At 68.8% G+C, this 21,504-nt stretch carries 10 protein-coding genes; 3 read left to right on the forward strand and 7 right to left on the reverse strand.

What is annotated here, in order from left to right:
* Nucleotides 1-2: 2 nt before the first annotated feature.
* The 3 genes from ACSHV8_RS35245 to xylA all read right to left on the reverse strand — a co-directional run bounded on the left by ACSHV8_RS35245 (nt 3) and on the right by xylA (nt 4,151).
* A complete protein-coding gene (locus ACSHV8_RS35245; RefSeq protein WP_436522965.1) occupies nt 3-1,418 on the reverse strand; it encodes a pectinesterase family protein in 1,416 nt (471 codons plus the stop codon).
* Between the two features lie 145 nt (nt 1,419-1,563).
* Complete coding sequence (gene xylB, locus ACSHV8_RS35250) at nt 1,564-2,964, reverse strand: xylulokinase (protein WP_436522967.1); 1,401 nt, start codon at nt 2,962-2,964, stop codon at nt 1,564-1,566.
* Nucleotides 2,965-2,966: 2 nt separating this feature from the next.
* Entirely contained in the window at nt 2,967-4,151 is a 1,185-nt protein-coding gene (xylA, locus tag ACSHV8_RS35255; protein ID WP_436522969.1) for a xylose isomerase, read from the reverse strand.
* 86 nt (nt 4,152-4,237) lie between these two features.
* On the opposite strand from xylA, the gene ACSHV8_RS35260 reads away from it, so the two are divergent.
* Nucleotides 4,238-5,356, forward strand: coding sequence for an ROK family protein (locus tag ACSHV8_RS35260; protein WP_436522971.1), 1,119 nt, complete (start codon nt 4,238-4,240; stop codon nt 5,354-5,356).
* Nucleotides 5,357-5,471: 115 nt separating this feature from the next.
* On the opposite strand, the gene ACSHV8_RS35265 is transcribed toward ACSHV8_RS35260, so the two are convergent.
* Both ACSHV8_RS35265 and ACSHV8_RS35270 read right to left on the reverse strand, forming a co-directional pair.
* Nucleotides 5,472-6,965 carry a VWA domain-containing protein gene (locus tag ACSHV8_RS35265; protein WP_436522973.1) on the reverse strand — a complete coding sequence of 498 codons (1,494 nt, stop codon included), beginning with the start codon at nt 6,963-6,965 and terminating at the stop codon, nt 5,472-5,474.
* A 467-nt stretch (nt 6,966-7,432) separates the two neighbouring features.
* Nucleotides 7,433-8,491, reverse strand: a complete 1,059-nt coding sequence (locus ACSHV8_RS35270) for a lactonase family protein (RefSeq protein WP_436522975.1) — start codon at nt 8,489-8,491, stop codon at nt 7,433-7,435.
* 118 nt (nt 8,492-8,609) lie between these two features.
* Here ACSHV8_RS35270 and ACSHV8_RS35275 point away from each other — a divergent pair, with 118 nt between their 5' ends.
* Together ACSHV8_RS35275 and ACSHV8_RS35280 are read left to right on the forward strand one after the other, a co-directional pair.
* Nucleotides 8,610-8,807 carry a hypothetical protein gene (locus ACSHV8_RS35275; RefSeq protein ID WP_436522977.1) on the forward strand — a complete coding sequence of 66 codons (198 nt, stop codon included), beginning with the start codon at nt 8,610-8,612 and terminating at the stop codon, nt 8,805-8,807.
* Between the two features lie 139 nt (nt 8,808-8,946).
* Complete coding sequence (locus ACSHV8_RS35280) at nt 8,947-9,996, forward strand: LacI family DNA-binding transcriptional regulator (RefSeq protein ID WP_436522979.1); 1,050 nt, start codon at nt 8,947-8,949, stop codon at nt 9,994-9,996.
* A gap of 110 nt (nt 9,997-10,106) precedes the next feature.
* Here the strand turns inward: ACSHV8_RS35280 and ACSHV8_RS35285 are convergent, their stop codons facing one another.
* Together ACSHV8_RS35285 and ACSHV8_RS35290 are read right to left on the reverse strand one after the other, a co-directional pair.
* Nucleotides 10,107-10,547 (reverse strand): hypothetical protein, encoded by a 441-nt coding sequence (locus ACSHV8_RS35285; RefSeq protein WP_436522981.1) that lies wholly within the window; start codon nt 10,545-10,547, stop codon nt 10,107-10,109.
* A 42-nt stretch (nt 10,548-10,589) separates the two neighbouring features.
* Nucleotides 10,590-21,308, reverse strand: coding sequence for a LamG-like jellyroll fold domain-containing protein (locus ACSHV8_RS35290; protein WP_436522983.1), 10,719 nt, complete (start codon nt 21,306-21,308; stop codon nt 10,590-10,592).
* Between the last annotated feature and the right edge of the window lie 196 nt (nt 21,309-21,504).

Below are 21,504 nucleotides of genomic sequence, written 5' to 3' on the forward strand. Positions count from 1 at the left end.
CGTCAGCCCACCGGGTTCCAGTTGTCGGTACCCGCCAGGTACTTCTGCGGGGTGTAACTCGCGGCCTGCGCGTCACTGAGCTGCGGCCGGTTGCTGTTGGTGGTCGCGCCCGAGCCGGTGTTCCGGTACTCCAGGAAACGCGCGTTCTGCCAGACATTTCCCGACATGTCGATCCAGGGCTGGGCGGTCTTGATCGTGGCGCTCAACGAGGACTCCCGGAACAGCACCTGCGCGTCCGCACCCCACGGCCGGCCCAGCTGGGTCACGTTGTTCGCCGCGCCGGTCACCGTGGACTTGTAGAACAGGAATCCGTACGCGGTGGCCGCATCCGTCCGCGCCGCGGTGATCGGTCCGCCGCTGGTCCGCTTCTGGTAGACCTTCGTGGCGTCGAAGACCGCGGTGCCACCACCGAAGATGAAGTCGACAGTGCCTTCGACATAGGAATTCTTGACGTACGTCCGTCCGCTGTTGACCAGCAGCGTGTCCTGCGCGCCCAGGAACCGGACGTTGTCGAAGACCAGCCGGTCGGCGTTCAGGTTCGCGGCCACCGCCTGACTGCCCTCGCCGTAGTCGTTGGCGATCGTCAGGTTCGTGGCGTTGAACTCCTTCGCGTTGGCGAAGAGGGTGGCGCTGCCCGACGTGCCGTACCCGCCGGCCGAGCTGTGGTTGCCGACGATCACCACGTCGTCGGCCGAGTCACCGCCGCCCAGCAGCGTGACGTACGGCTTGGTGGCCGGAACGGTCACGGTCTCCCGGTAGGTGCCCGGCTTGACGGTGATCGTCTTCCGGCTGCTGTTCCCGGTCCCGACCGCGTCGATCGCCGCCTGCACGGTCGTGTACGTCCCGGTCCCGTCGGCCGCCACGGTGAACGGGCCGGTGCTGCCGACATCGGTGAACGCCCACTGCTTGTTCGAGTTGGCGGTGCACGTCTCCTGGATGATCGCCGCGCCCGAGGCGGTCGAGGCGCCCTGGTCGGAGACGCACAGGCCGTTGCCGACGTTGATGATCTGGTAGGTGCCGGTGCCGCTGGCGGCGAGTCTCCACTGCTGGTTGGTCTGGGAGCCGACACAACCCCACTGCTGCAGCCGGGTCCCGGACGTCGCCGAGGCGCCGGGGACGTCGACGCACTTGCCGCTGTTCACGTTCTGCAGCAGGTAGTTCGTACCGGAGGCGACCAGCTTGAACTGCTGCCAGGTCGCGCCGGACGTGCAGCCCCACTGCTGCAGCAGGGCGCCGTTCTCCTTCGACGCGGCCGGCACGTCGAGGCACAGGCCGCTCTTCTTCACCGCCAGGGTGTACGTGCCGCCGGCCACCGGGGCGGTCGCGGCCTCCGAGGGCAGCACCGCCCACCCGATCAGGCCGGCCGGGACGGCGAGGACGGCCGCCGCTCCGAACAGTTTCCGCTTGCGAGTTGCCACCGCGGATCCTTTCTACGCACGGGGATGACCGCCGGGGATGCGGCCGATACGTAGATGCCGAGGAGCCAGGGCGACAACAAAAAACCTTCAAGAAAAAAAATTGCGGGGGTACGGCATGAGCGCCGCACCCCCGCAACGGGGTCGTTCAGCGGGTCCGGTCCAGCACGGCGTGCTGGGCGGCCGCGTACTGCTCGCGGATCAACGGGACGGGGTCGTCCTCGTACACCGAAGGGGGTTCGGCCGACCAGGCCGGCGGGGTGTCGCCGCCCGTGGCCACCCAGGCCGCCTGCCGGGCCGCACCGTCGGCCACGTACTCACCCGGCGGCGGGACCAGCACCGGCTTGCCGAACAGCGCGGGCGCGACCCGGCGGACCGCCTCGCTGCGCGCCCCACCGCCGACCAGCACGATCCGGTTGGCCTGGGCACCCTGACCGACCAGGGCGTCCAGCCCGTCGGCGAGCGCGCAGAGCATCCCCTCGACGGCGGCCCGGGCCAGGTGCGCCGGGTCGGACGTCCGCAGGGTCAGCCCGTGGATCGCGCCGGTGGCGTCCGGCCGGTTCGGGGTCCGTTCGCCTTCGAGGTACGGCACCAGGACCAGGCCATCGGCCCCGGCCGGAGCCGAGAGCGCCAGCCGGGACAACTCGTCGTGCGAGACGCCGAGCAGTTTGGCCGCCGCGTCCAGGACCCGGGCCGCGTTGAGCGTGACCACGATCGGCAGGAACCGCCCGGTGGTGTCGGCGAAACCGGCCACCGTGCCGCTCGGGTCGATCGGCGCCGCGTCCGAGGAGACGAAGACCGTGCCCGACGTGCCGATCGAGACGATCACGTCGCCGGGCAGCGCGCCGGTGCCGAGGGCGGCCGCCGCGTTGTCCCCGGCGCCCGGGCCCAGCGGGGCGCCGTTGGGCAGGTGCCCGGCGATCCCGGTCGGGCCGAGCACCTCGGGCAGGACGAGGTCCCGCCCGAAGCCGAGCTCCAGCAGGTCGCGCCGGTACTCATTGGTCTTGGCCGACCAGTAGAGCGTGCCGCTGGCGTCGCTGCGGTCGGTCCGGAGATCGGCGAGATCGGTCGACCCGGACAGCTTCCAGGTCAGCCAGTCGTGCGGCAGGCAGACCGCGGCGACCCGGGCCGCGTTCGCCGGCTCGTTGCGGGCCAGCCAGCGCAGCTTGGTGAGCGTGAAGCTGGCGACCGGCACGATGCCGACCGCTTCGGCCCACTTGTCGCCGCCGCCCAGCTCCTGGATCAGGTCGGTGGCGGCGCCGGCGCTGCGCGTGTCGTTCCACAGCAGCGCCGGGCGGACCACCTCACCGTTCTCGTCCAGCACGACCATGCCGTGCTGCTGGCCGGCCACCGAGGCGGCGGCGACGTCGTCCAGACCGCCCGCCGCCTCGATCGCCTGCTGGAGCGCGGCCCACCACGCGTCCGGATGCACCTCGGTGCCGTCCGGATGCGCGGCGCGGCCCTCCCGGACCAGTTTCCCGGTCTCGGCGTCGCGGATGACGACCTTGACCGACTGCGTGGAGCTGTCGATCCCGGCTACCAAGCTCATGGTCAGCGAGCCCCGAGCAGGTGCTCGATCGCGAGCTGGTTCAGCTTGACGAAACCGTAGCCCTGGGCGCCGGCGGCGTCGGCGTCGTACTCCTCGAAGGCGGCGCGGTCGGCGATCAGGTCGGCGTAGGTCTCGCCGGCGTTCAGGGTCGGCGTGGAGAGCTCGGCGACCTTGGAGGCGGCCAGCGCGGCCTGCACCTCGGGGTCGGCCCGGAACGCCTTGGCCCGCTCCTTGAGCAGCAGGTACATCCGGATGTTGGCCTTGGCCGACTCCCAGACGCCGTCGTAGTCCTCGGTGCGGGAGGGCTTGTAGTCGAAGTGGCGCGGGCCGTCGTAGGCCGGGCCGCCGTCGGCACCGTTCTCCAGCAGGTCGACCAGGGAGAACGCGTTGAGCAGGTCGCCGTGACCGAAGACCAGGTCCTGGTCGTACTTCGGGCCGTGCTGGCCGTTCAGGTCGATGTGGAACAGCTTCTTGTGCCACAGGGCCTGGGCGATGCCCTGGGTGAAGTTCAGGTTCGACATCTGCTCGTGCCCGACCTCGGGGTTGATGCCGAAGAACTCGGGGTGCTCCAGCTCCTGCACGAACGCGATGGCGTGGCCGGCGGTCGGGAGCAGGATGTCGCCGCGGGGCTCGTTCGGCTTCGGCTCGATGGCGAAACGGAAACCGTAGCCCTTGTCGGCCGAATACTGCTGGAGGAGGTTGAGGGCCTCACGGTAACGGTCGAGGGCGGCCTTGACGTCCTTGGCCGAGTCGTACTCCGCGCCCTCGCGGCCGCCCCACAGGACCAGCGTCTTGGCCCCCAGCTCGGCGCCGAGGTCCATCTGGCGCAGCACCTTGCGCAGCGCGTAACGCCGGACCGAGCGGTCGTTGCTGGTGAAGCCGCCGTCCTTGAACACCGGGTGGGTGAACAGGTTGGTGGTGACCATCGGGACGATCAGGCCGGTCTCGTCGAGGGCCTTCTTGAACCCGGCGATCAGGCCGTCGCGGGTCGCGGCGTCGGTGCCGAACGGCACCAGGTCGTCGTCGTGGAACGTGATGCCGTAGGCGCCGATCTCGGCGAGCTTGTGCACCGCCTCGATCGGGTCGAGGGCCTCGCGGGTCGCGTCACCGAACGGGTCGCGAGCCTGCCAGCCGACGGTCCAGAGACCGAAGGAGAACTTGTCTTCGGGTGTGGCCTGGAGCGACACGGTTACCTCCGGGAAACGCGCTCGATTTGTTTATTGGTTGAATTATTTGGTCGGGGTGTGGCATTGTCAAGGGCGTGCCGGCCCGGATGACGACGAGTTCCAGCGCCCCCGTCCGCCAGTCGAGCGTCCGAGCCCATAATCTCGCGCTGGTCCTGAACACCGTGGCCAACAGCGCCGATCCGCCCTCCCGGGCCTCGGTCGCGGCGGCCACCGGGCTCACCCGGGCCACCGTCTCGGCCCTGGTCGACGACCTGATCGCCGGCGTGCTGCTGACCGAGCTCGACCCGCCGCCGCGGACCGGCGCCGGTCGTCCCGCGGCCGGCCTGGCGCTCACCGCGACCGGCCCGGCCGGGCTCGGCCTGGAGATCAACGTCGACTACCTGGCGGCCTGCGTGGTCGACCTGACCGGCGCGGTCCGCCACCGTTTCACCGAGCACGCCGACCAGCGTCCGGCCGGGCCGGCCGAGGCCCTGGCCGCGCTGGGCCGGCTGGGCGCCCGGGCCCGGCTCGCGGCCGAGGCCGAGGGCCTGGTCATCGCCGGCGCCGCACTGGCCGTGCCCGGCCTGGTCTCCGGCGATCTGGTCCGGGTCGCGCCCAACCTCGGCTGGCTCAACGTGGACGCCGCGGCCCTGCTGCGCGACGTGCCCGAGCTGGCCGGCCTGCCGGTCGGGGTCGACAACGAGGCCAACCTGGCCGCTCTCGGTGAGCTGCGGGTCGCCGGGGCCAACCCCGATTTTCTGTACGTGAGTGGCGAGGTCGGCATCGGCGCCGGGCTGGTCATCGGCGGCGAGCTGTATCGCGGCGTGCGCGGCTGGAGCGGCGAGATCGGGCACGTCACCGTCTACCCCGACGGGCGGCCCTGCCGGTGCGGGGCCAACGGCTGCCTGGAGCAGTATGCCGGGCAGGAGGCGCTCGCGGCCGACGAGCCGCTGGCCGCGGCCGCGCTCGGGATCGCGCTGTCCGCGGTGGTCAACCTGCTGGACGTGCCGGTGATCGTGCTCGGCGGGGCCTACGTCCCGCACTTCGCCCGGCTGCGCGAGGGGATCGAGGCCGAGTTGCGGCGGCGGGTGCTGACCTCGGGGCTGGCGCCGGTCGTCCTGCGGGCGGCGAGTCTGGGCGCCGAGGCCGCGGTGCGCGGCGCGGCCGATGCCGTGATCCGGGAAGTTCGCGAGGATCCGGCCGGCTGGCTCCGGCGTACGCCGTAATTGCCGATCTTGAATTTGATTTTTGCATTGGCCGTCGCGATTTTGCGAAAACCTGCCGGAAATGAAGCGGCCGCCATCCCCGGGGGAATGGCGGCCGCGTAGGTCGGTGACCGGCTTACTCGACGCCGGTGCGCGAGCCGATCGCCTGCAGGAAGATGTCGGTGATCTTGGTCGGGTCCTCGGCGATGAACACGCCGCTGCCCTTGACGGTCTTGGAGATCGTCTGGAGCTCGCCCTTGTCGACCTCGTTACCGATACCGATCAGCACGAGGCGGACGAACTTGTTCGGGTCCTGGGCGGCCTTGAGCTTGGCGATCAGGACGTCCTGCTTGAGACCGTCGGAGTTGTCGTTCTGCCCGTCGGTGAACAGGATGACCGAGTTCGCCTTGCCGGCCTTCCAGCCCGCCTTGGCCGCGTTGTACGCGTCCAGGACGGTGTCGTACAGACCGGTGTTGCCGTCCGGGTTCGGGTTCAGCTGCGGGATGGTGGCCGCGACGGCCTCCCGCCCGGTGGACAGCGGGGTGACCGGGATGAGCTGCTTCCACGGCTTCTTGCCGTTCATGTTGGTGGAGAACGCCCACACGCCGACCGCCCACTCGTCGCTGAACAGCGACAGACCGGTTCCGGCGGCGGCCTGGGTGACCACGGCCTTGCTCTTGTTACCGGCCGTCGGCACCGGGTCGCCCATCGAACCGGAGACGTCGAACACGGCCAGCACGCGGCCCGCCTGCGTGGTCGCGTTCCAGGTACCGACCACCTTGCTGACCGAGGCCGCGTCGATCCCGGCCGCCGCCGAACCACCGGAGGCGTCGCCGCCACCGGCCGCGGCGGTGATCGCCGGAGAGGCCTGCGGGGCGCCGATCGGGGCCTCGAAGCCCGAACCGTACGTCCCGTCCGGGGCCCGCAGGCCGGCGGAGGCCAGCGAGTCCTTGAACGAGCCCGAGCCCAGCTGGGTCAGCAGAGCCTGCGCGGCGTCGATCTTGTCACCGTCGACGACCTGCGGAAGCACCGTGTACGGATAGTCCAGCGGAACGTTCGCCCCGCTCAGGTACACCGCGCTGAGCTCGACCGGCGGTCGCTGCGCGTTGTACGAGATCACGTCCTCCTCCGACAGCGGCGCCGCACCGAGGCTCTCGGCGAGGGTGGCCGGGTCGGTCGCCTTCGGGAACTGTTCGAGCAGCTCGTCCCGCAGGTCCGACTTGTTCTTGGCGAGGTAGGTGAGCGCCTGCACCTGCTTCTTGACCGCGTCCGCCCCGGCGCCGACGGCTTGACCGATCGACATCAGGGCGATCAGGCCGGAAGCGTCCTTGCCCGGGTTGACGATGCCGAACTTCGGCGCGTCGGCCGAACCCAGCTGCTGGCCGAGCAGGCTCGCCAGCGGCACCTTCTTGCCCTCCAGCTTCTTCGCCTGCGCGATCGGCTGTGGCATGGCGACGACGAGTGGGCTCTGCGCCACCGAGGTGACCTTGGACGGCTGGAAGCCGGAGGCCTCGTTGCGCAGGCGCAGCTGCCAGGTCGTCGAGTCCGGGATCCAGACGTCGGGCACCTGAACCGTGCCCTTGGCCTGGCCCACGTTGGCCAGGGTGACACCGTGGTCACGGGCGATCACGCTCGCCACGTCGCTCGGCGAGACAGGCGACACCGCAACCGAGACACAGGTGCCGTGAACGTTCCCCCCGTCCTTCGACCAGGCGTTGGCAGCATCCGTCACAGCGGGTGCTATTTCCGGGGCGGCGGAGACGTTGAGCCGGACGGAGCCGGTGCACTTGGAATCAGCCAGCTGGCTGTATCCAAACCACGTCCCCGCGACAACGACGACTATCGCCATTGCGCCTCCGACGACGGTCGCCCCTTTTAAGTTGAAGTTTCTACGATGGCGGCCAGACACGCGCTCCATACTGCGCATCCCAAGACCTGAATGCCATATACGTTCGGTCGAAAGTTACTCAGATTGGCGCTTGCCGATCTAGAAAACACCGAGAGTGATGACGCCGTCTCGATCAGTATCAAGTTCGGGCACCCGGGCGTCGGCTTTGACCGCAAAGGTCGCGGATGTGCACGGGTGCCCGATGTCGCCTATGGCCTGATCATCGGCGGGTTCCAGCGAAGCAGACAGGTGGGGCTCGGCTCGGCGGTCGGTTCACCTTGCGGGACGGGAATTCCGGAGTCCGGATCGACCCGGAAAACCGTCACGTTGTGTGAACGTTCATTGGCCACGTAGAGGTGATCGCCAATCAAGATCATGTGCCGGGGCCAAGCGCCGCCGGTCGATGTCTCATCGACCACCGAAGCGCTCTCGCCGTCCCAGGCGAACGTCGTCACCGTGTCCGGCCCACGGTTGGCCAGGTAGACGAAACGGCCGTCCCGCCCAGCGGCCACCTCGGACGGGTAGACCGCCCCGGCCGCCTTGCTCGACTCGGCCTCGCCCCGCCGCTCCAGCGTCGGGCCGCCGGCCGCCCGGTACCAGCTCAACGTCCCGCTCAGCTCGCCGGCCAGGAACAGCGCGCCGTCGGCCGACCGGGTCAGGTGCCGCGGCCCGGTGCCCGGCTCGGCCTCCACCGCCGGCTCGGGCGCCCCGAGCCGCCCGGAGACCGGATCCAGCCGCGACCGCCACACCCGGTCCGACCCGAGGTCGGAGATCAGCACGTCGGGACCGTTCCGATCGGGCGCCACCATGTGCGCGTGCGGGCTCGACTGGCGCTCCGCGACCGGCCCGGAGCCGCTCAGAGTGAGAAGGTCGGTGCGCTCCCCCGGCGCGCCTTCGGCATCCAGCGGATGTACGGACACCGACCCGCTCCCGTAGTTGGCCACCACCAGGTGCCGGCCGTCCGCGGTGACCGCGAGGTGGCACGGATCGACCCCACCGGTCGGGCGCGTGGCGAGCGGGACCAGCGCGCAGTCGGGGGCGACCGAGAAGGCGGAGACCGCGCCCTCGTCCAGCTCGTTGACGGAGTAGAGGACCGGAAGGGTCGGGTGCTGGGCCAGGAAGGACGGAGAGGGGGTACGCGCGGCCAGCCCCAGCCGGGTCAACTCCCCGGTCGCGGGGTCCCGCCGTAGCAGCGTGATGCCGTCACCCTCGCCCCCCTTGTCACCCGTGTAGCAACCGACGAAGACGTACTCAGCGTTCGCGCCCATGCCCACGATCCCATCACAGACGGGTGGGGAAACTTGGCAGGCTCCTCTTCTTGACCGGTACAGATGACGCGGCTTACTGTACCGGTACAGAAAACGTCGTCGTTAATTTGGAGGCGTCATGGAACTGCCCACCGCCTACCTCCGGGGACTGAACGACCTGAACCGATCGGTGCTCAGCGCGCGGCCGGACGCGCCCGTGGTGCCCGAACCCGCCCGGCGGGAGCCGCACCTGCGGAAGACGCTGGCCCGGGCGATCTACAAGGTGTCGGTGGCGGTCGCGCCCGCCGGACACCGCCCTGAGGCTCTCATCCGGTAATCGCGGCGCGCCCCCGGCCACCGTCCGGCCGGGGGCGCGCCGCACCTTTCCCGTCCTCGCCGCGTCGGCGCCGGTGGGCCGGGCCCGACGGCCGGGCTACCGTGTGGGCAGCGGAAGGAACGGTGACTGGGTGCCTCGGGTGACGTTGCAGACGATCGCGGATCGGGTCGGCGTGAGCCGGATGACGGTCTCCAACGCGTTCTCCCGACCCGACCAGCTCTCCCCCAACCTGCGCAAACGCATCCTCGACGCGGCGCAGGACCTGGGTTACGCGGGCCCTGACCCGACCGCCCGCGCCCTGGCCAAAGGCACCACCGGCGCCATCGGCATCCTGCTCACCGACTCGCTGCGCTACGCCTTCACCGACCTGGTCGCCGGCAGCTTCCTCGGCGCGATCTCCGAAGAACTCGCCCCGACCGGCCTGTCCATCACCCTGCTCACCTCGGCCGGCACCGAAGACCTGATCCCGGCCCGGGACGTGGCCATGGACGGCGCACTCGTCTACTCCTGCGACCCGACCTCACCGGCGGTCGCCTGGCTGCGCCGCCGCAAACTGCCGATGGTCTTCGTCGACCAGGCCCCGGTCGAGGGCTACGCCTGCGTCAACGTCGCCGACCGCACCGGCGCCCAGGACACCGCACGGCATCTGCTCGATCTTGGGCACACCCGGATCGCGTACGCGTTGGCCGGCGCCCACGGGCAGCACGGCCTGGTCACCGACCGATCGGTGCTGACCGAGGGCTGGGCCTCCGTCCAGCGGCGCCTCGGCTGGGACGACGTGCTCTCCTCGGCCGGCCTGACCCCGATCGTCATCCGGGAGCCGTTCGAACGGGTCGACGCGATCCGCCGCGACGCCCGCGAGCTGCTGTCCCGCCCGGACCGGCCGACGGCCTTCCTCTGCTTCTCGGACGTCACCGCCGTCGGCATCTACCAGGCCGCCGAGGACCTGGGCCTGCGCATCCCGGACGACGTGTCGGTGACCGGCTTCGACGACGGCCCGACGGCGAGCCAGTTGCGGCCGGCCCTGACGACGGTCCGGCAGGACGTGGAGGAAAAGGGAAGGGCAGCGGCCAGTGCTCTGACCGCTGCCCTGCAATCCACCCGGGACGGCAAACCCGTCCCCACTCCTCAAACCCTGCTGCCGGCCACCCTGGTCGTCCGGGACAGCACCGGGCCGGCGCGCGGCTGAAGCCGAGACGACAAATCCGGCCGGCGCTTGTCGGCGCCGGCCGGATCAGTGCGAGACGGGACTCAGCCCGTCGGGACGGGCCGGCCGATCACTTTCTCTTCGCGCTCATCTCATGCGCTGTCCGATGGACTGAAAAACTCCTTCAAGCGCCGGATCGCTTTCCGTCGTTCGAATCGCAGCCAGCGCCGGGGGAAAAGCGTGATGAACCGCGATCGACGGCTGTCGTGATAAACGGTGTCGTCGATCGCGTCGTCAGCGTATCCCGAAACGGTGACGCTGCCGGCACTCGCGGTGTCACGAAGGAGGGCCTTCGCCTTCACCACGACCGCGTACTCCATCGTGCCGTTGAGCCGCGAGTAATCTCCCATGGCGACCAGACCTTGGGCCCGCATCCGCGGATTTCCGGAATCGAGGGCCGCGGCGATCAATTCCGGCGTCGCCCAACCACCGAGAACCATTTTCACCAGGTCGACTCCGGCATCCGGGTCATCCCGTTGAATGCGGGCGAGCAGATCCTGCCTTTCGGCATCCCAATCAAATTCGTCCGACATGGCAGAAACGCTCCTTTCATGATTCGATCAACAACCAGGACACTACTTCTTCTTCTTCGTCAGCACCTCCGGGAGGGGAGCCCCGGTCGGAGGCAGGGGGCGGTTCTTGTTGTCGATCAACCCCAGCTTCTTCAGCGCCGAGAGGACGTTCTCCCCCTGCTTGTCCGTGATGGAGGCGATCGTCGGAACGTGACCGTGATACTCGTGGTAATCCGGTCGCGGATCGTCGTCGTCGTACTGGACATCCCGGTGCCGGTCGAGGATGACGATCTCACCGTTCTCATGATCCACACCGATTCGCCGATCCGAGGTCGGCTTGATCTGGATAGATCGGTCCAGCGCGGCCTGACCATTGCGCGGCGCCGGGCTGACATCGTTACCCGAGCTGCTCGTCGGAACCATGCCGTGTTTGTTGTAGCTGGAGTCGTCGTAGACCGAGACACATTTACGCTTGTTGTTGTTGTGAACCAGGACCGACTCGGCGCCCGCGAACACATAGTACGTGTGCGTGCCGGCGACCGTGAGGTCGCGCATTTCCTTGGTGTCGTCGTAATTGCGAACCTCGTTGACGACGACGTCGCCCTGGCCCTCGACCTTGAGGTGGTCGCCCGGCTTGAGGTCCTTCGCCTCGGTCCACGCCTTGGTGGTCTCGTCCCAGAACGGGTGGTTCTGGGTCGTGTTCAGGGTGGCCGATTTGCCGTCCTGGTCCTTGACCGTGACGTCGGAGAACTCGTGGTCGGTGTTGCGGTGCAGCTGGGTGACCGGCTGGTCGTAGGACTTACCCGTCTCCGGGTCGGTCGCCACGACCGTGTCGCCGACGTTGACGTCCTGGATCGGGCGCTCCGAACCGTCGGCCATCAGGACCTTGGTGTTCGGGTCGAAGCTGTGGCAGCTGGCGCCGCCGGTGATCCCGGAGATGAGGCCGGTGGCCATCGGGAGGCCACCACCGCCGTCGGACGAGGCGTGGCTGGCGCTGCTGAGCGGAGAACCGCCGCCCTTGTTCTTCTTGCCTCCGAAGAAGGCACCCATGCCCGGGATCATGCTCATGGCCGCGGACTTGGGGTCGACCCGACCGGTGGTGACGGCCTGGTTGAAGACCTCGTCGACGCCGTTCTCGACGGCTTCGGTGGCCATGCGGCCGAGGAAGCCGGTGCCGACCTTGCCGGCGACCATGGCGCCGACCTTGCCGGCGATGGCGCCACCGGCGCCGCCGATGAGACCGGTCAGGGCGCCGGTGCCCAGCGAACCGAGCGCGTCACCGAACGAGCTGATGTTGCCCTGGGCGGCATCCTTGGCCAGGTTGACCAGGGCGGACGCACCGACCATACAGGCGACCGCGCCGGCCCCGGCGGTGGCCGCCGTGCAGGCCATGCCGGCCAGGATTCCGACGCCGATGGCCGCGATCTCGATGATCGCGTCTTTATGTTCGACGACGAATTTCTTGGTGGCTTTGGCTGCGTCCTTGATCGCCGCGACCGGGTTCTTGGCCACCCGTTTCGCGGCCGCGGTGACCGCTTTACCCGCCGCCTTGGCCTTCTTCATGACGGCCTTCGTGATCTTGGCTGCCTTGTGGACAGCCGCCTTCACGAACTTGGTGACCTTCTTCTTGACCTTGGCGACCTGCTTCTTGACGTACCGCTTCACCTTCGACGCGTAGTGCTTGACCGCTTTGACCAACCGGTGGCTGGCCTTCTTCACGGCCTTGACGGTGCGGTGATAGGTGGCCTTGACCGCACTCACCGAGCGGTGGTAACTCGCCGCAGCGTACGAGTACGCCGACGACACCGAGTAGGAGACGTACGACGACACCGAGTGGACCGTGTTGCTGACGAAGCTCGTCGCCTTCTTGAAGATCGATCCGAAGCCGAAGTGGCCGGTCGGGTCGGTCACGGTCAGCGGGTTCGCGTCGCCGTACTGGTAGCGGTTGGCGTTGACCGAGTCACCGATCGGGCTGTTCGAGACCGTGTCACGGGTGTCGAACTGACCGGTGTCGGTGTTGTACCAGCGGGCCATCATGTTGACCCGGCTGGTCGAGCTCTCGGTCCACTCCGACTGGTAGCCGAGGTTGCCGACCATCTGCCCGCCGCTGGCGACGGCCTTGCCCAGTGGGTCGTAGACCGTGGAGCCGTCCAGCGCCGTGCCGGTCGCGGTGTACTGGGCCACCACGTCGTTGTGCAGGTCGGTCCAGGCCAGCTTGGTGCCGCCGCCGCTGGCCGCGGTCTCGGCGATCACCTCGTTGCCGATGCCACGGACGTACGTCGCCTGGCTGTCCGCGGCCAGGTCGTTGTCCGCCCCGGTGTAGGAGAAGCCGTCCTTGATGGCCCGGCCCAGCGCGTCGTACTGGTACGTCTGCGTCCCGCCGTTACGGTCACCCTGGGAGACGACCTGACCGAACGCGTCGGTCTTGGTCAGCGTGGTGCCGGCGTAGTTCAGCGTGCCGCGGGCGGTGTAGTTGTAGTTCACGTTGTCCGCGGTCAGCAGCCGGTTACGGGCGTCGTACGTGAACAGCTTGCTGCCGTTCTGCACCCGGTTACCGGACTTGTCGTACGCGTACACCGTCGTGGCCGCCCCGTTGTTCCACGAGGTGAGCCGGTCGGCGTAGTCGTACGTGTAGGTGTTGCTGATCGTCTGACCACCGAACCCGGTGGTCTTCTTAGACGTCAGATCGTCGTTCTCGTTCCAGCCGTAATCGACCTTGGCGATCGACGTCCCGGCCGACGACGTGAGGTCGTCGGTCTTGAGCCGGTGCGCGTCGTCGTAGGTGAAGTTCCGGCTGTTCCCGGTCCCGTACGCGATCTTCTTGACGCTGTTCAGGACGTCGTAGCTGTACGTCGCGTCGACGCCCTTGCCGCTGTTGGTCAGCTTCTGGAGCCGCCCCGCGGTGTCGTACCCGTAGTTGGTCGTGCCCGCCGCGTCGGTCCGCGAGGTCATCGAACCGTCGCCGTTGTAGGAGAAGGACGAGTTCCCGGACGGACCGTTGATGGAGGTGGCCAGACCCCGGTCGTCGTAGGTGATCTCGTTGTCGCCGCCGACCCCGGAGAACTTGGTGACCCGGCCGTCCTTGTCGTACCCGAAGGTGTGGTCGACGGTCGTGGCCTCGGCACCGGCACCGGACTGCTTGGTCAGCTGCCCCATGAGGTCATAGGTGTTGCTGACCGAGACACCGCCCGGGAGCAACTGTTTGACCGCCCGGCCACCCTTGTCGTAGACGACCGTGAACGTGCGGTCGGCCAGATTCGGGTGTGCCGCCGTGGACGGCTCGATCTGCGATTCCGTCAGACCCCAGGTGTTGTACGTGGTCCAGAACGCATTGTTCCGGCCGTCGGTGAACCGGGTCCGGTTGCCCTCCAGGTCGTACCCGAAGCTCGTCTCGATCGCGTCCGAGTCGTTGATCGGCTGCCGTTCCTTGATCAGCATGCCGGTCGGGTCGTACTCGTAGGTGGTCGTGTGCTTGCGGGCGTCGATCACCGCGACCGCGTTGCCGGCCGCGTCGTACTGGCTGGACTCGGTGGTCAGCAACGTGCCGGCGGCGCTGTACTCACTCGACGACACGGGCTGATTGGCCATGTCGTACGAGGTGATGCTGTAGCTGTTGTCGGCCTGGGTCGTCTTCGTCGGACGGCCCAGACCGTCGTACGTCCTCGTGGTCTTGTTGTTGGCTCCGTCGTACGACTCGACGGTCTCGCCCAGCGCGTTGTACTTCACGCTCTGGGTGACTCCGGTCGGTGACGTCGCCTTGGCGATCTGACCGTTGGCGCCGTATTCGAACGTGGTCTCGTACGACGCCGCCGACGGCGCCCGGACGATCTGCGTGCTCTTCTCCTGCCGGCCCATGTAGTCCCAGGTCGTCGCGGCGACGGCTCCGGTCGGGTCGGTCGAGGTGAGCAGATCACCGATCTTGTCGTACGTGTACGCCGTCTCCCCACCGTCAGCGGTGATCATCTTCGACATCCGGTCGAGCTGGTCGTACTCGTACCGGGTGACGTTGCCGTACGGGTCGGTGATCGTCTTGACCTCACCGGAGTCGGTGTAGGTCGTGGTCGTCTCCGGCGTGATCGCCGCCGAACCGTCCGGCGGCGTGTAGGTCGGGCTGCGCTGCAGCGTCGGCTTGCCGTCGGCGTCGTAGTACGTCACCGACCAGTTGCCGAGCGCGTCCTTCGAGTCGGTGACCTCGCCGAACGTGTTGTAGCCGGTCCACGCGACCGCGTTCGCGGTCACCACACCGGTCTCCACCGATTCGGCCTGGGCGGCCGGCGCGGTCGACTTCACCGCGTTGCCGTCCTCGTCGTACGAGGTGTAGCTGGTGTAGCCACGCGGGTCGGTCACCGAGGTGACGGCGTCTTCCTCGTCGTACGTGTAGGCGGTCCGGGTGATCTTGTTGCTGGTCGCCGCGAGGGTGCCGCCGGCCAGCGCCTTGACGTCCGTGGCGGACAGCGCCTGCTGGTACACCTGCACGTCGCGGATGCTGCCGTTGAGGTTGTCGCCGAGCGCGTTGTTCCACATGCCCGACCCGATGTAGACCGGACCGGTCGTGCCGAAGATCGCACCGGTGGAGGTGCTCTCCAGGGTGCCGCCCACGTAGAGCCTGACCGAGCTGTCGGCCGGGTCGTACACGCCGGTGAGCTGGGTCCACGTGTTCGCGGCGGGCGTGCTGGTGGAGAGTGCCTCGGTGCCCGAGTTGGTGTCGGCGGCGTCGTCGCTCACCACGAGGAAGCGCCAGCGGCCACTCTCCTGGTCGTAGGCGAGGTCGTACGGCGACTGCTGCTTGCCGCCACCGCCGGACACCGCCCGGTAGAGCTGGTTCTTGTCGGCGATCTTGACCCAGGCCGAGACGGTGAACGCCCGCGTCGTGTCGACGACCGAGTTGTTGCTGGTCAGGTATCCGTTCCCGGAGAGAACGGCGGACCCGCCGTCGGCGGCGCTCCAGGCCACGGTGCCGGTGGTGACGTCGGCCGGGCTGTTGCCGGCGCTGTCGGCGGCCCGCGTTCCGGTGCCGTCGTTCAGCTTCCAGCGGGCGACCGGGCTGACCGAACCGGAGACGTACTGGGTCTGGGCCACGGCCCGGCCCGCCCGGTCGTACAGCGCCTCGACCTTGCTCAGCACCGAACCGGACGCGTCGCTCTGCGTCGTGGACAGCGCGTTGTCGTCCTTGTCGTAGACGACGCTGGTGGTCCGCTTGAGCCCGTCCGGGTCGGCGGTCGACGATGTCTCGCGACCGGCGAAGTCGTACGTGTGCGTGGTCTTGGTCGTGCTGTTGTTGGTGTACTCGGTGACCAGGTTGCCGGCGTCGTCGTACTCGTTCTGCTCGACGACGAACGAGTTCGTCCCGTCGGTGCGGACGACCTTGGCCTCGAGACCGTTGTCGGTGTAGTAGTGGTTGGTCGTCCAGTCCTGGGCGTCCACCTCGGCCGCCAGGCGACCGGCGTCGTCGTAGACGTTGCGGGCCACCCGGAGGTCGGCCGCGGCCTGCGGCTTGTTCGGGTCACCGGTCCAGCCGAGCAGCCAGGTCTCGGTCAGGTTGCCGGCCTCGTCGTACACGCTCTTGGTGACCGTGCCGTCCGGGCTGGTCTGGTTGACCACCCGGCCCAGGCTGTCGAACGTGAACGTGGTCGTCGCCCCGCCCGGCGAGGTCGAGCTGAACTCCTGGCCGTACTGGTTGTAGCCGTGCTTCTCGACGCGGGCGGTGTCGCCACCGGTCGCGTCCTCCTGCCGTACCTCGGTGATGTTGCCGTCGAGGTCGTAGACCGTGCTGGTGACCTCGGTGTGCACGGCGCCGGTGACCCGGTTGGTGATCGCCGGAGCCTTCTCCGACACCTCCCGGTCCATCCGGTCGTAGCTGTGCGTGCTGGTCACACCGCTCGGGTTGGTGCTGGTCACCTCGGTCTCGGTGAGCACCCGGCCCAGCGCGTCGTAGGTGAACTTGGTGATCTTGCCGGCCGGCTCGGTCACCTGGGCCACATCACCCGATTTGAGGTACGTGACCGTCTGGAACCCGCCGCCCGGCATCGTCACCCTGGTCGGCAGGCCCGCCGGGGGCGTGCCCCCGTCCGCGGCGACCGTGGTCGCGTCGGTGAACGCGGTCCTGGTGACCCGCCCCTCCGGCTCGGTGACCGTGGTCAGGTTGCCCTTGGCGTCGTACTCGTTGGTGGTGAGGTAGCGGTTGTCGGTCTCGCTGGTCGAACCCGCGCCGCGAACCGTGAGCAGCAGGTCGTTCTTCGGGTTGGGGGTCAGCGTGGTGGTCGTCGCGTCCGGGAAGTACGTGTAGTAGACCGACGAGCACTTCTTGGCCGACTGGTCCTGACACGTCACCGACTGCTTGGTGTTGCCCCGCGCGTCCTGGAACGTCTGGGTCAGCACGCCGTTGGGGTCCCAGACCATGCTGGAGAAGCCGCCGACGTCGTACCCGTACTGGGTCGTCTTGCTCCGCTCGTCGGTCTGCGCCACGATCCGGTTGCCGTTGACCAGGTCGAAGTAGGAGACCTGGGCGGCCCGCTTGCCGTCCGCGTCGGCCGGCGTGGTGACCGTGACCTGCGAGACCGGCATGGCGATGGGCGTCTTGGTGCCGGCCACCATGGTCATCGAGACCGGGGCGGTCTGCTTGGCCTTGACCACGTGGTCGGCGACCTGGGCCGGGGTCAGCGTGGTGTCGTAGTACGCGACCTCGGAGATCGATCCCGGCCACCAGCCGAAGTCGGCCGTGCCGTGCGAGGCCCAGCCACCGGACCAGCGGCCCGAGCCGACGTACGCGTGCAGCGCACCGAACGCGGCCGGCGCCTTGGCCAGCGTGCTGATCGGGGTGCCGTCCAGGTAGAGCGCCTGGGCGGTGGTGGAGGCGACCAGCGCGACGTGGTGCCAGTTGCCGTCGTTGACCAGCGAGGTGCTGGTCATCTGGTTGGCCGCGGAACCGGACCAGAAACCGCCGCGCAGCTTGCCGTCGATGCCGACGTAGAGCGCGGGCGTCCAGCCACCGGCCGATGCCTCGCCCACCGGGTCGATCTGGGAAGCGAACAGCACACCACCCTTGGTGCTGCTCTTCGGCATCTTGAACCACATCTCGACGCTGTTCGGACCGGCCGCCGGGATGTCGTCCGCGGGCAGTTCGAGGTACGAGGTGGCGCCGTCGAACGCGGTCGCGGTCGCGTCGGTGAACGGACCGGCCTGGCCGACCTGCACCGCGTTGTAGACCGCGGTCCCGCCGGCGACCTCGTTGACCGGGTCGGCGGCGTTCTGGTCGTCGCCCAGCCGCCAGTAGTCCTTGGGCTTGGCGCCCAGGACGGCACCGGCGTAGACCAGGCTGCTACCGGCGACGCTCGGCTCGGCGAGGTTCCACGTGCCGCCGTTCTCGTCGACGACCGAGGAGACCCGGCCGGTGTTCTTGTCGTAGCCGACCTTGGCGGTCACCCCGCCGCTGGGCCGGGTGACCGTGGACAGCACCGGCTGCGTGACCCGGCCGGACGCGTTCAGCTTGGTCACCGAGTCGGAGGTCAGCGTCTGGTTGTAGAACGCGACGTCGGCGATCGAGCCGGAGAACCAGGACGGGGTCGCGGTCGCGATGCCGGTCTTGGCGTGGTCCGGCCAGCCGCCACCGACGTACCCGGAACCGATGTTGATGTTCGCGGCCAGGTTCTCGACCGTGTAGATGGTTCCGGCCAGCGAGGCCTCGGCCTTGCCGTCCACGTAGAGGATCTGCGAGTCGCCCGCACCGGCCAGCACCACGTGGTGCCACTTGGCGTCGGTCACCGTGGTGGTGGACTTCATCGCCAGGGTGGCGTTGCCCATCCACAGCTCGCCGCGAAGCTTGCCGTTCTTGTCGATGTAGAGCGCGGGCGTGTAGTTGGCGGTGGTGCTGCCCTTGCTGATCGGGTCGGCGTTGTAGCTGAACAGCACGCCGTTCGGGGTGGAGGTGTTGAACCACATGCTGATCGACTGGTACTGGCCCGCGGCGATCAAATTCGAAGGCATCTGCACGTACGAGGTGGTGCCGTTGAAGCCCGCGGTGGTCGGACCGGACGCGGCCAGCGGGCCGGTCTGCCCGAGGTTCACGTTGCGGTACTGGGCGGCGTCGATGCCGGCGTTGGAGAGCACCCGGCTCTTCGCCACGCTCGCACCGGCCGCCTCGTTGAACGGCCAGTACGCCTCCGGGTCCAGGTTCAGCACGGTGGTGCCGTGCTGGGCGGTCTGGTCGTAGCCGTACGCCCAGCAGTGCTGGTAGTCGTTGGGCTGGCAGACCTGGGCCAGGCGGTCACCGGTGTAGCCGTACTGCCAGGTGTTGGCGCTGGTGGCGTCGTTGGCGTCCACGCGGTCGGTGGCCACCGTGGACACGTGGAACGCGGTCGCGTCGGTCGGCTTGGTCCAGGCGACCGTCAGCTTGCGGCCGGACGCGCTGGTCACCGTCGACGGGTTGCCGTCGGTACCGTACGCGATGGTCAGCGTGCGCCCGTTGGCGTCGGTGACCGAGGTCAGCCGGAACACCTTGGCGCCGGCGACGCCGGTGTCGCGGCCGAAGACGTACGCGGTCGCGTCCTTGTCGGTCAGCTTGTAACCGGTGACCGTGGTGCCGGACTTGACCTCCTCGAAGGTCGAGAAGCGGCCCGACGGCGGGATGAACGTGCCGGTCGAGGTGCGGCCGAACGCGACCTCCTCACCGGTCGGGTAGGTGATCCGCACCGACTGCAGCGTGTTGGCCGAGTCCAGGGTCTGCGTCGCCTTGGCGTCGAGGATGCTCGACCAACCGGTGCCGAACGCGGTGTCGGTCCGGGTGTCCAGGCTGTTGTAGCTGCGGTTGATCGCCAGCGACGGGCCGACCGTGTTGATGTTCGCGTCGGTCGCCGAGGTCGTGTAGTTACCGATGCTGGAGTCGAAGCCCTTGCCGCCGTTCTGCGCCAGGTTGCTGGTCACCACCGGTTGCGCGACGTTCGTGGTGAACGCGTACGCGGGCGAAGTGGCGCCGTAGGCGGACTGGTCGTAGGGCCGGACCGTGTACAGGTACGTGGTGTTCCAGGCCAGCTTGCCGGCCGGCACCGTCCACGACGAGGCCACCGCCGCCGAGGTCGCGACCGTGGTCTTGCCGTCGGCGCTGAGCACGGTGAAGACGTAGGTCAGGCCCTTGCCCGGCCAGTTGTCCGAGTCGTGGCCCTTGACCAGCAGCTCCGGGGTCAGCGTGGAGGACACCGAGTTGTTGGCCGGGTAGCGGACGTCGACCTGCGGCAGCACGTTGGCGCTGTAGGTCACCGAGAGCTCCGGCTTGTACGCGCCCGAGGAGTAGTTCGCCGAGGTGAACCGCTTCCACGCGTAGCTGTCGGTCTCCGACGCGGTCAGCGCCAGGCCGTAGTTCGCGTCGCCCTTGGACCAGGCGTCGATCGAGGCCGCGTCCAGCGGCACCGAGACCCACTTGCCCTTGCTCCGGTCACCGCCGGTGTTGGTGCAGGCCGCGCCCGGGTCGGTCACGGTCGTCGAGCCGATCGCGGCCGAGTACGTCGGCGAGTCGGTGATCGACGTCGACGCGGTCAGGTCGGCCACGGTCCACTTCGAGGTGGCCTTGCGGACGTAGAAGATCCGGTCCGTGTCACAGCTGTAGGTCCAGGTCAGGTACAGCTTCAGCGTCGCCGCCGTGACGTGCTTGCCCTTGATGTCGGTGTCGAAGTCGTCCAGGTGGATGAACGAGCGCGCCTTGGTGGTACCGCTGTTGTAGGTACCGACGGCCAGGTTGTCACCGTTGTTGTTGGTGTCCGAGTCGTTGTCGACCATCACGTCACCGGTGGTGCCGGTGGTCGCGGTCGGGTCGACCCGGACCGGGTAGACCCGCGCCGGGTCGTTCAGCCACGCGCGGTCGGCCTCGACCCGCAGCGCGATCCCGCCGTCCAGCTCCACCAGCGAGAACGCGACCTTGGTGGACTCGGCCGCGGCACCGGAGTGCGGGTCGACCTTCGAGTCCTGCATCGAGCCGCGGGGCAGCCAGGCGACCGCCTTGCCCTTGGCGTCGAGCAGTTCGATGCCGCCGTTCTCGTCGACGCGGGGGGTCAGCCCGTGCAGCGTCAGCGGGTACGTCCAGACGTTGGCCGCCTGCGGCGAGCGCAGGACCATCGTCTCCTTGATGCCGGCGTCGAACGTCTCCAGTTCGAGGTCGGTCTCCGGCAGGATGCCCGGGTAGGTGGCGAGGTTGCCCTTCACCGCCGCGGTCACCGGGTTGGCGCCGAGCAGCGAGTAGCCGACGCTCTCGCCGGTCGGCAGTTCGAGGTTGGCCAGCGTGGCCGGCGCGGTCCCGGTGGCGCCCGGCGTGGCCGGGCTCGACGCGGTGGCACTCGGCGAGGCGCTCGGCGACGAGCTCGGAGCGACCCGCTCCGGCGTGGCCTCGGTCTCGGCCGGCGCCTGGGCGGCGACCGAGGTGTCCATCGCGTTGGCGGCGGCGTGCAGCCGGCCGTCCGCCTCGTGCTTCAGGTTGACGTCGATCTTCTGCCAGTCACCGGACTCGTCCTGGAAGTTGACCGGACGCGGGTACGTCTTCGTCGTGACCGTGCCGTCGGCGTTGGTGAACACGTCCGACAGCGGCGTCGACCGGTCCTGATCACGGACGCTGGTCTTCGGGTCGAAGCCCTCCTCGGCCGGGCCGGTACCGCCGGCCTTGGTCGCCGGGTCGTACGGCTGGTACGCGTCGAGCGTTCCGGGCGCCTGCTTGAACGGCCGCCCCGTCCCGCCGCGCGCTTTGGTGTCGGCGTACCCGGCGTCGTCCGGACCACCGTCGCCGTGCCCCTGCTTGGGCACCGCCGGTGTTCCGAACGCCCACGCCGGTCGTTGTGACCACCACGACCATATCCACGAGACCGGTAACTCCGGGTCTCGGACGGCGCCGACTGGAGCGGCCACCGTCAATCCAAGAAGGACCGCGCAAACAATCGCGATCCGGCCCAGCCCACGGCGCATCGGCCGTCCTTCCCCCGAAACTGATAAAAGGCTGGGA

The sequence above is a fragment of the Actinoplanes sp. HUAS TT8 genome, assembly GCF_051380535.1.
Lineage (GTDB): Bacteria > Actinomycetota > Actinomycetes > Mycobacteriales > Micromonosporaceae > Actinoplanes.

Bases quoted from the DNA above. Each gene is read 5' to 3' on its own strand.
- ACSHV8_RS35260 (WP_436522971.1), top strand. From the start codon at position 4,238: ATGACGACGAGTTCCAGCGCCCCCGTCCGCCAGTCGAGCGTCCGAGCC.
- ACSHV8_RS35275 (WP_436522977.1), top strand. From the start codon at position 8,610: ATGGAACTGCCCACCGCCTACCTCCGGGGACTGAACGACCTGAACCGA.
- ACSHV8_RS35285 (WP_436522981.1), bottom strand. From the start codon at position 10,547: ATGTCGGACGAATTTGATTGGGATGCCGAAAGGCAGGATCTGCTCGCC.
- ACSHV8_RS35270 (WP_436522975.1), bottom strand. From the start codon at position 8,491: ATGGGCGCGAACGCTGAGTACGTCTTCGTCGGTTGCTACACGGGTGAC.
- xylB (WP_436522967.1), bottom strand. From the start codon at position 2,964: ATGAGCTTGGTAGCCGGGATCGACAGCTCCACGCAGTCGGTCAAGGTC.